This window comes from Streptomyces calidiresistens (genome assembly GCF_014141525.1).
In the GTDB taxonomy this organism is placed as follows: domain Bacteria; phylum Actinomycetota; class Actinomycetes; order Streptomycetales; family Streptomycetaceae; genus Streptomyces; species Streptomyces calidiresistens.
The window spans coordinates 1-9950 of sequence record NZ_VKHS01000118.1 but is presented as its reverse complement, the minus strand read 5'-3'; the positions used below and the strand labels follow the sequence as shown (position 1 = coordinate 9950).

Genomic DNA, 9950 nt, shown 5'->3' with positions numbered 1-9950 from the left:
CGCCCGCCCCGATCACCCCCGAGCAGGCCGTGCGGCACCGCGCCGAGCCGGACGCCGCCCTCACCGCCCACCGGCGGGCCGGAGAAGCCCGGTCGCAGGCTGAGCCTGTCGGCGGAGCATGACAGGCTCAGCCCGTAATTGACGATTTCGCGAAAGAGTACTTGCACAGCGATCCACGAGATATCCGCGAGGCGATGCTCTGGAATCTCGACGGGCTCATCGAATACGACATCCGCCGCCCCCTGACCTCGACGGGAACCAACCTTCTCGGCCTGGTCAAGCACCTGTCGATCTCAGAATCCAGGTACTTCGGCGAGGTCTTCGACCGACCGTTCCCCGAACCCCTGCCCCGGTGGGACGACGCTGAGGAGCGCGGCGCCGCCATGTGGGCGACCGAGCACGAAACCCGGGATGAGATCACCGACCGCTACCGTCGCGTTTGGGGGCATTCGGACACGACGATCACCGCCCTCGCCATCGACTCCCCCGGCCACGTGCCCTGGGGGCCACACCCCCATGTGAAGCTGTTCAACGTCCTGGTCCACATGCTCACCGAGACCAGCCGGCACGCCGGACACGCCGACATCCTGCGCGAACAGCTCGACGGCTCGACAGGGACAACAGCCGAATACTCGACCCCGCAACGCGACGGGGCCTTCCGGGAAGTCCGGGGCGCGAAGATCGAGCGGGCCGCCAGAGCGGCCGTCGGGAGTGGTGAGGTCAGAAATTTCCGACCCTCGCCGCACGTTCCGAGCCCCGATTCACGCGGTGGATCCGGGCCCAGCGGAACACGGGAAACTTCGGCGGCGACCAGGAAGACCCCGTCCCCCCCCCACTGGCAAAGGCCCGGCTCAGGAAGGCCAGAAAACCATCTGGTGCACACGGGGAGAGGCCCGTACATTTACGCACCGCCGCCTCAATCCTGTTGAGGGGCGCAGCTGCATCATTCGCCTCACGGGGGAGGTAAGCAATGACACGCATCTTATTAGTGCCCGGGGCATGTGCCATGACCACCCATACCCTCGAGCTGAACCCTGGAGAGGTGCTCACCTTCGGGCGCACCGATGACCGGCCGCGTACGGGCGGCCCGCATCTGGCCATCCGGCACGCGGGGGTTTCCCGGCGGGCCGGGATCATCACCGCCGCCAGCATGTACTGGAGCCTGACCAACCTCAGTACCGGCCGGACCTATGTGGTGGAGAACCCGGAGGGCGCCGGAGAACACATCAAGATCGCTCCAGGGAGAGTGGAGGCGCCCATCCCGTTCGAATTCTCGCGGGTGCTTCTTCCAGCCGGCGAGGAGGTACTCAGCTTCGACGTGTGGGCGCCGGGGCACGAATATCTGGTGCCGGCCCCGGATTCCCTCTCGGGCGAGCTCACGGCACCGGCCTTTCCCCTGGACCGCACCAGGCGGTACTTCCTGGTGCTGGTCGCGTTGTGCGAGCCGAAACTGCGTGAGGAGCCGTTCGCGCCCGTGCCGACCGTGGCCGAGATCGTCCGGCGGCTAAAACCCGTGTGGCCCGCCGCGACTTCGACCGCCGTCCAGTGGAACATCGACTACCTCGCGGTGAAGGTCCGCCTCAAGCCCCCGCCGGAGACGATGGCCGAGGGCGGGCCGCGCTTCAACGGCAAGAAGGAGTCGCTGGTCTCCCTGGCCCTCCGTTTCAACCTCCTGTGCGAGGACGACCTCGCGCTGCTGCGGGCGTCCGCAGGGACGGCGACGGCCACGACGGCCAGAGCGGCCACAGCATCCCCGGTGGCCGGGAGGGTCGCGCGGTGAGCGCGCGGGAAACGGTGCGGGTACCGGCCGGCTACCGGGTCGGCCGCTGGGAGGTCCGGGAGCCGCTGGCATCCGGCTCCTTCGGCAGTGTCTACGCTGCGCGGCGGACCGACTGCGCGCGGCGGACAGGGAGCGGGGACGAACTGCCGGAGAGCGCGGCGCTGAAATTCCTTCCCACCGGCACCCAGACCCCGCGCAGCCTGAGCCATCTGCTGGACATCGCCGAGCGGGAGGTGGCGCTGCTCCGGCGGCTGCGGCACCCCCGGCTCATCCGCATGTACGAGGTCCTGACCGTGGAGGACCCCGGGCGTCCGGGGCTGGACGGCGCCACCGTCCTGGCGCTGGAGCGGGCGGAGACGTCCCTCGCCGTGCTGCTCCGACAAGCGGAGGACGACGGTGGGGGCCCGCTGCCGGGTGCCGGGCCACTGCTCGCGCAGGTCTGCGCCGGGCTGGCTCAGCTGCACCGGGCAGGGTGGGTACACGGTGATCTCAAGCCCGGCAATGTCCTGCTGATGGCCGATGGTTCGGTGCGGCTCGCCGATTTCAGCCTTGCCGCCGAGTTGGACGGCACCCACGCGTACGCGCCGCTTTTCACCAGCGGCGACTACGCGCCGCCAGAGCTGGCCTCCGAGCCGGTGACCGAGCGGGGCCGTCAGACACGGACGACCGCCGACCTCTGGGCATTCGGGGTTCTCGCCCATCTGCTGCTGACCGGCGGGCACGCCTTCCCCGGCAGCACGGCCGCCGCTCGCCGGGAAGCCATGCGGCGGTATGCCGCCGGGGCCGAGGAGCTGCGGTTGTCCCCGGCGCTCCCCGCAGTGTGGCGGCCCATAGTGGCCGGCTGCCTGGCCCGTACGCATGAGGAACGGTCCGGTTACAGCCCTATGGCCCTGCTGCGGCAGGTGGAGGAGGCGGCGGGGGCTGAGCGCTCGCCCCGGCTGACGGCCGCCCCCCGGCGGCGGTGGCTGACAGCCGCCGCGGGTGGCGTCGTACTGGCGGCCGTCACCGCCGGTGCACTCCTCCCCCGGGCAGGGTCCGAGCCGCCCCCCTACGGCGCGGACCGGCTGGCCACCGACGCGGGGATCCCCGACAGCCTGAGGAAGTTCATCGTGGACACCGCCGACGACTGCGACCAGGAGGAGGTCACACCGGCCCTGATCGCCGCCCTGCTGAAGGCGGAGAGCGACTTCGACGCCGATCTCCACGATCCGGAGAACGACGAGTTCGGTATCGCCCGCTGGACGCCGAGCGTTCTGTACTGGTGGCTGCCCAGCGAGGAGCGGCCGGAGCGGGACGTTCCGCCGGAGCCGCCGTTCCCGCCGGAGATGTCCATTCCCGCCGTGGGCCGCTACCTGTGCCATGTGAGCCCGCGTGTCCGGCACGACCTGGAGGTGGACCACCAGGTCGCCCTCACGCTCGCCCACCGCAGTTCGTGGGAGCGGGTCAACGAGTGGGGCGGGGTGCCTGAGCATCTCCGCGACCACGCCGAAGAGGTGGCCCGGTATCTGGCGCTTTACACGCCGGGCGGCTGACCCGGTGGCCGCCGGCCCGGTGCAGGCCGGCGGCCACCGAGGCGTCACCACCAGGAGGTGACGGTGTTGGTGCCCTCACACGCGCTGCCGCTCAGCACCACCACGCAGGAGCGGAAGGCCACCGTGCTGGACGAAGAGGTGCGCAGTGCCTGCGTGTACTGGCGGTCGCCGACCCGCCGGATGGACACACAGTTCGGCTGGCGGTTCCCGGTTAGATCCGCCTCGAACCGGATGTAGTAGTTGCTGTTGGTGTTCACCGCACGGCCCCAGCCGTACTGGACACCGCCGAGGTACCCGGAGCGGACCTGGGCCGTCCCCGCCGGACCGGTCCTCTGCCGCGGGGTGGAGATGCCGGTGGCATTGGCCGGGTTCACCCAGTCGCAGCTCACCGAAGCCTCGACTTCCTGCGATTGCGCTGCTGCAGCCGGGGCGGCGCCGCCCGTGAGCAGCAGGCCGGCGAAGACCAGTGCGGAGCCGGCGGCGGCGACGGCCTTGCCCTTGCGGTGTCGGGTGGAGCGGATGATGGTCATGCGCGTTTCCCCTTCGCGGTCGTCCGTTGGGACGTTCAGAAGGTTTCTTCATCTCGGCCGGTCGGGGTACCTCTGACCTCTCAGGGTGGCCGGCGCCCTCCCCTCTGGAAGTCTCTGCGGGCTCATCGAATACGACATCCGCTGCCCCCTGACCTCGACGGGAACCAACCTTCGGGGCCTGGTCAGGCACCCGTCGATCTCAGAGTCCAGGTACTTCGGCGAGGTCTTCGACCGGCCCTTCCCCGAACCCCTGCCCCGGTGGGACGACGCAGGGCAGCACAGCACCGACCTGTGGGCGACCGAGCACGAGACGTCCGCGCCCGGGTCCGACGTCGCTGCGACCCTTAACCCGGTTGGGCAACCCGGTTAGGCACTGTCCGGCGGATCATGGGCGGAGCCATAACCGGATTGCTGCTGCGGTGACTGTGTCGTGGAAGACATGGGCTCGCTTGTCGTAACGGGTCGCGACTGCGCGGGAGTTCTTGAGTCGGTTGATGGTCCGTTCGACCTCGTTGCGTCGGCGGTGGTGGTCGCGGTCGAATCCGGCGGGCCTGCCGCCCGCGCTGCCTCTGCGTCGGCGGTTGGCGCGCTGGTCCTTCGGTTCTGGGATCGTGTGCCGGATGCGGCGTCTTCGCAGGTAGCGGCGGTTGCGGCGGGAGCTGTACGCCTTGTCGCCACTGACGTGACCTGGCCGGGTCCGGGGCCGTCCGCCCAGCGGTCGGGGAACCCGGATCCGGTCCAGCACCTCGATCAACTGTGGGGCGTCGCCCCACCGGCCAGGTGTGACCAGGAGCGCCATGAGGCGGCAGCCTCCCTCACCGGCGAGGTGGATCTTGCAGGTCAGGCCGCCCCGGGACCGTCCGAGTCCCTCGTCGGAGCGGTGGTCCCTCCACCGGCCACCTCGACCACCCGCCGGAGTCAGATGCGGCTCCAGCAGCGACCACTCGCGATTCGTCAGATCCCCCCGGCCCATGACCAAACCAACGAACGACCGGCCAGACAGTCACATGATCCGCCGGACAGGTCCTAGGCCGCCAGCACGCGGCGCAGACGACCGGCCTCGGTGACCGCCCGGCTGCCGCCCTTCCGATCGGCCAGGGGGTCCAGCCACCCGTGCTCCCCGCGCGCCCCGCAGGCCTCCACCGCGTCGGCCGCCGCCGCCAGCAGGTCGGCGATGCCGCGCGGGGGCGCGCCACCGGGCGCGAGCAGCGCCGGCAGCAGCGTCGAGAACACCGCCCACGCCGTCGCCGGGGCCCCGACCGCGACGAGCACGGCCAGGGCGTCGGCGACCCGGTTGACCTTGACCGCCCCACCCCCGATCAGCTCGGCCAGGTCGGCGCCCAGCCGGGCGGTGTCCAGGGTGCCCCGACCGGCGAGGACCAGGAGCGCGTCCACCGTCGCCAGCCGGTCGTCGGCGTGCCGGACGCCCAACCCGTAGGCGATCGCCAGGTGCAGGGCGGGCCCGGCCGGCCCCGGCGCCTCGGCGAGCACGATCAACTGCCCGGTGTCCGGGCGGTCGTTCCACCTCGCGGAGTTCGCCAGCACCGGCACGATGTGCGCCGCCACCGCGTCGGGCCGGTGCGGCAGCATCGACGCCCACTGCCGGGGCGAGGAATCCACACATCCGCACCAGTACTCGCAGGAGGCGCGCGTGGCGGGCGCCGGGTATCCCCCGCCGAGTTCGGGCAGCGCCGGCAGCGCCGCCACCACGCCGGGAGAGGGCGCGGACTCCACCTGCGGGACACGGTACGCGTCCCCCGTCACCACCACCCGCTCGACGGGGAATTCGGGCAGTCCCGGTCCCTCGATCCACGCGGCGAACCGCTCCCCCTCCGGCGTACCCACCTCCCGGGCCGCGGCGGCGAGCCCGGGCGGGTCCTCGGCCGGGCTGCACCGCAGCAGCGCGAGATCCAGGTCCACCGGGCCGGCCTTCGCCCCCGCGTCCCGGTACAGACGCAGCCGCTCCAACAGGACCCCCGGGGACAGCGCGCCGGACTCGTCGTCGGGAGTGGCCAGCAACAGCGGCGGCACCTCGGAGAGCAGCATCTCGGCGACCTCCAGGAACCGCCGACGACGGGACGCGGCGAGGCGCGCGTCCCGGCAGCCCGCCTTGCCCACCATCCGCCGGGCCTTCCCGAGGTCAACGGAGACGGGGCCGCCCGCCGCCGCCACCATCGGCAGCAGCAGCCCGAAGCCGTTGTGCCGCATCCACTCGGCGTATCCCAGCCACTCCCGATGGCGTTCCAGGACCGGCTCCAGGGCTGCGGCCAGGGCGGCGCGGTCCCGGTGGGCGAGCCGCACGAGCCCGTCCAGGGTCCATTCCCGATCGGCGACCGTGGCGCGAGCCCGCAGGTCCGCGGTGAGGGCCGACCCCGCCCGGGCGGCGAACTCCTCGGGGGTGTCGGCCGGGGCCGGCAGCGGACGCGGCGGCCGGGGTTCGGGCAGCGCGTCGGGCGGCGGGGCGGCCGGTTCCGCGTCGGGAAGGCCCGGGAGGTCCGGCGCGTCCAGGAGTTCGGCGGCCCGGGGCAGGAGGCCGGGGCCCAGTACGCAGGCGGCGGCGATCAACTCCTCGCGCGCCGCCGCGTCCGCGTGCCGCACCCGTCGGCCGACGATCCGCAGGGCGCGCTCGCGCAGCGCGGTGTCGGGGTGACCGAACACCTCGCCGAGGGTGGGCAGGAGAAGGGGAACGGCCCCCGGCCGGGTCCGCATCGCGGCGTCCAGGAGCGACAACTGTGCCCGGACGAGCTTCTTCTCCGAACGGAAGAACGCCGCGCGGGACGCCTCGGCGAGCCGCTCGACCGGCAGCCGGTCCGCCTCCCACAGCCGGCGCAGCACCTCCTGCGCGTAGCCGGCGGCCGGGGCCGGGGCGTCGGCGAGGAGGCGGAGCCAGTCGCCGACGCGCTCGGCGGCCTCGTCGTCGGTGGGGTCCAGGGCGCGCAGCAGCGACACGTGGAAGCGGGTGTCGGGCAGCGGATGACCGGACCGGGCCGCCACCGCGACGGCGGTGTCGAACAGCGCCGTCCGGTCGAGCAGGCCCTCACCCGCCAGGTGGGCGAGGGCACCGGGCCAGGTGTCCAGGGGGTGCGGCCCGGCACCGGACGGGTCGTACGGCTCGTGCAGCCGCCCCGGAAGCTCCCGGGTGTCCAGCAGGACCGGGATCACCCGGGCGGTCAGCGGGTCCGCCCGGAGCACGGCGAGCAGGTCGCCGACCGGTTCGCCGGGGGCCGGGTCCCCGCCGGCGGGATCGGCGGAGCGGGAACCACCGGCCCGGGAGCGGCGAACACGCCGGGCCTGCCGGCGCCGTTGGACGCGCTCGTACAGCTCCTGGTACGCACGCCCGCTCCAGCCCGTCACCACCCCCTCGGTGACCGGGGGTTCGACCCCCGCCGCCTCCGCGAGACGGAACAGGAAGTCCGCCTCCCACGCCTGCATTTCGGAGCGGTTCGCGAACCGCTCCACCACCTTCGCCAGGAACTCCGGGGACCGGTCGGCCAGGACCTCCACCAGGGAGGCGGTGTTCTCCCAGCGGAAGAACTCGCGCGAGGCGGCCAACCAGGCCGCGCAGGCGACCGGGCCGGTGTGGCACCCGGTACCGGCGAGGTGGGCGGCCCGGTGCACCCCCGGCTTCCCCCACCGGTGCTCCCGCCGCTTCCGCTTCAACTCCGGGACCAGGGCACGACGCGCCGCGTCGTCGAGGTCGGCCAGCAGGGTCGGTATCTCCCGCTCGGCGGCCTCGTCCACCGCCAGCAGCAGCGCGGCGGAGGGGTCGCCGCCGGCCCTGCGGCGCAGCCGGGCGAGGGTCCTCGGATCGGCGGCACGGGCGTCGGGAGCGGTCGTGGTGCTCATCGGGAACCCCCATGGGAGGTCGAGGTGGAGGTGGAGGTGGAGGTCGGGGCCGGCTCGATGGTCGGGGCCGGCTCGGAAACACCGCCGCGACGGTGGAGGATGCGGACGGCCAGGACGTGCTTGCAGGGACCGCGCCGCCCCCGGTGGTCGGCCCACCACGCGCAGGTGCAGCTCGGCACGCGATCGCCGGCGCCGGAGCGCACGAGGTGGACGCGCTCCCCCGAGCGCACCCGGGCCGTGAACGCGCCGGTGGTCTCCACTCCGGGGACGCCGTCCGCGCCCCCGCCGTTCCCACCGCCTCCGACGAAGTCCACCGCCCCGTCCGCCACCAGCGCGCGGGCCGCCACCAGGCGCGGATTGTGCCGCTCCACCCGGTCCGCCTCGTACGGCAACTCCCGGTGGAAGTAGGCGGCCTCGGAGACGTCGTAACCGACCCGGCCGGCGCTGCCCAGTCGGACCAGCGCGGCGCGCACCCGATCGCGCGTCAGTCCCGAACGCTCGGCGAGCTCCGCCGGGTCCACCCGCGGCTCCCAGGCGAGCAGCACCGCGATCAACTCGGCGTCGGCCGCGGCCTCGTCACCCGACAGGGCGTCCAGGACCGCGCCCTCACCGCTGAAGCCGCGCGCGACGGCCGGTGAGAGCAGCAGGGTGAGCCGCATGCCGGGCAGCAGCACCTCCCAGGCACCGGCCACCGGCACGCCGTCCGGCTCCACCGGCGGTCCGTACAGCCGCAGGCCGGTGACGTGCCGCAGCACACGGTGCAGGACGCCGAGCCGGACCGGGCCCGGCAGGCAGACCGCGCCGGGGGCCGGCCGGCTGGAGGGACGCAGACCGCGACCGGTGGGGACGAACCAGCGGACGGTCCCGTCGGCCCGGCCGGCGCGCGGCAGGGACCGCAGGAACCGCACCGCCTCCGTCGCGTCCAACTCGGCCCGCAGGTCGAACCCGGCGGAGATGACCTGGGTCTCGGCGAACCCGCGCAACCACCGCTCGGGCAGCGGCACCTTCTTCTCCACGACCGCGCCGTCCAGGGTGGTGACCGTCAACTCCTCCGGCCCGACCCGCAGGTGCATCGGATCATCGGCACCGATCCGCCCCAGGGCGTCCCGCAGCGGGTTGTTGACGTCCACGTTGGTGGTGCCGTGCAACACCTCGCCGCCGTCCAGGCCGTCGCCGAGGACGTCCAGGCGGGCGTACACGCCGCAGCAGCCGGAGAAGGACTCGAAGCGCAGCCGGTCGCCGTGCGCGGTGACCACCGGGTCGCGCAACCGGGCGAGATCCGGGCGGTGGTGGCGCGCGGCGGCGACATCGGCCACCGCGAGCAGGGCCGCCGCCGCGGCGGCGGGGCGGGTCAGGAAACCGGTGAAGAAGTGCGGTCGCACCGCGGGACCGGCGGGGGTGAGGCCGCCGGAGGTCTCCAGACCGAGGGTCCCGCCGCGCACCGCGGAGGGCCGGGCGTAGGCGTACGCCTGCACGTTGGACGTCATGGCGGGGACGCTAGGACGTGCCTCTGACAACCGGCCCGTCCGCCGGGCACGGCGCAGGCCTCGCCGGGAGCCCGTGGCGGGGTTCGGGGGAGCCGACGGAAGGGGAGACGTTGCTCACAACCGGGGCGCGCGCCGGGGATCGGTGATCGGGCGGACATCGCGCCGGGAATCGTCGGAGCGCTCTCCGACCGCAGGACTCGCGGGGAGGAGCGAACGACAATGTGGGCGGCACCGGGGGTGCCGCCCACATTCTCTGTGCGCGAGGGGGGAGTTGAACCCCCACGCCCTTTCGGGCACTGGAACCTGAATCCAGCGCGTCTGCCTATTCCGCCACCCGCGCATTGGGTGTGTCCTCGGATCGATTCTCCCACATCCCGGGGAGTGCTCCCGCACTTTCCCGGCTCGGCCCCGGAGGACCGGTGGGCGGTGGACCCGCCGACATCCAGAAGGCTAGCACGTCGGTCGGGCTGCTCTCACATCCGTTTCCCCCGTCCCACCGGCGGCCGGCCGGCGCATTCCGGGAGGGGCTGCGGGGGCGTCACCGACCTCCCCGCGGGCGCCGACGGCCGGCCTCCGGCGGGGCGCGCGGGGAATGGGGGACCGGGGCGTTCGGCGCCCTTCCCCGCGGTGCCCGGCGGCTCCCCCGCGACCGACCGCCCCGGGGAGAAGGGACCCGGGGAAACGCCGGGCACCCCACCCGGGACGGCGCGCGGCACCGGGAGGGACCGGGGGTCCCGAAGCCGGCCCGGGGACGACACGGAGGAAAGGGGGGAAG

At 73.4% G+C, this 9950-nt stretch carries 6 protein-coding genes, 1 tRNA gene and 2 pseudogenes; 4 read left to right on the top strand and 5 right to left on the bottom strand.

Going from position 1 to position 9950, the window contains the following annotated elements:
• Positions 1 to 194 precede the first annotated feature (194 nt).
• From FOE67_RS07785 to FOE67_RS07775, 3 genes and pseudogenes are all read left to right on the top strand, one after another.
• Positions 195 to 704: pseudogene (locus FOE67_RS07785) on the top strand (DinB family protein); the annotation flags it as partial.
• A 266-nt stretch (positions 705 to 970) separates the two neighbouring features.
• The gene (locus tag FOE67_RS07780; RefSeq protein ID WP_369075288.1) at positions 971 to 1780 is read left to right on the top strand and encodes an FHA domain-containing protein; all 810 of its coding nucleotides are present in this window, start codon (positions 971 to 973) and stop codon (positions 1778 to 1780) included.
• Positions 1777 to 3312: a serine/threonine protein kinase gene (locus FOE67_RS07775; protein WP_182661855.1), complete on the top strand. Its 1536-nt coding sequence runs from the start codon at positions 1777 to 1779 to the stop codon at positions 3310 to 3312. The genes FOE67_RS07780 and FOE67_RS07775 overlap by 4 nt, the downstream gene beginning before the upstream one ends.
• A gap of 44 nt (positions 3313 to 3356) precedes the next feature.
• On the opposite strand, the gene FOE67_RS07770 is transcribed toward FOE67_RS07775, so the two are convergent.
• Positions 3357 to 3842 (bottom strand): hypothetical protein, encoded by a 486-nt coding sequence (locus tag FOE67_RS07770; RefSeq protein ID WP_182661853.1) that lies wholly within the window; start codon positions 3840 to 3842, stop codon positions 3357 to 3359.
• A gap of 112 nt (positions 3843 to 3954) precedes the next feature.
• Between FOE67_RS07770 and FOE67_RS07765 the strand changes: the two are divergent.
• Positions 3955 to 4155 (top strand): annotated as a pseudogene (locus tag FOE67_RS07765) (mycothiol transferase); the annotation flags it as partial.
• Between the two features lie 72 nt (positions 4156 to 4227).
• Here the strand turns inward: FOE67_RS07765 and FOE67_RS07760 are convergent.
• The 4 genes from FOE67_RS07760 to FOE67_RS07745 form a co-directional block, all read right to left on the bottom strand.
• Positions 4228 to 4815 (bottom strand): IS5 family transposase, encoded by a 588-nt coding sequence (locus FOE67_RS07760; protein ID WP_182661849.1) that lies wholly within the window; start codon positions 4813 to 4815, stop codon positions 4228 to 4230.
• 53 nt (positions 4816 to 4868) lie between these two features.
• Positions 4869 to 7688 (bottom strand): DUF7824 domain-containing protein, encoded by a 2820-nt coding sequence (locus tag FOE67_RS07755; protein ID WP_182661847.1) that lies wholly within the window; start codon positions 7686 to 7688, stop codon positions 4869 to 4871.
• Positions 7685 to 9175 (bottom strand): SWIM zinc finger family protein, encoded by a 1491-nt coding sequence (locus tag FOE67_RS07750; RefSeq protein ID WP_182661845.1) that lies wholly within the window; start codon positions 9173 to 9175, stop codon positions 7685 to 7687. Before FOE67_RS07750 ends, FOE67_RS07755 begins: the two co-directional genes overlap by 4 nt.
• A 256-nt stretch (positions 9176 to 9431) precedes the next feature.
• Positions 9432 to 9515: transfer RNA gene (locus FOE67_RS07745), tRNA-Leu, on the bottom strand.
• Between the last annotated feature and the right edge of the window lie 435 nt (positions 9516 to 9950).

Excerpts from the sequence above, each read along its gene's own strand:
- FOE67_RS07780 (WP_369075288.1), top strand. The coding sequence starts at position 971 with ATGACACGCATCTTATTAGTGCCCGGGGCATGTGCCATGACCACCCAT.
- FOE67_RS07770 (WP_182661853.1), bottom strand. The coding sequence starts at position 3,842 with ATGACCATCATCCGCTCCACCCGACACCGCAAGGGCAAGGCCGTCGCC.
- FOE67_RS07760 (WP_182661849.1), bottom strand. The coding sequence starts at position 4,815 with ATGGGCCGGGGGGATCTGACGAATCGCGAGTGGTCGCTGCTGGAGCCG.
- FOE67_RS07755 (WP_182661847.1), bottom strand. The coding sequence starts at position 7,688 with ATGAGCACCACGACCGCTCCCGACGCCCGTGCCGCCGATCCGAGGACC.
- FOE67_RS07750 (WP_182661845.1), bottom strand. The coding sequence starts at position 9,175 with ATGACGTCCAACGTGCAGGCGTACGCCTACGCCCGGCCCTCCGCGGTG.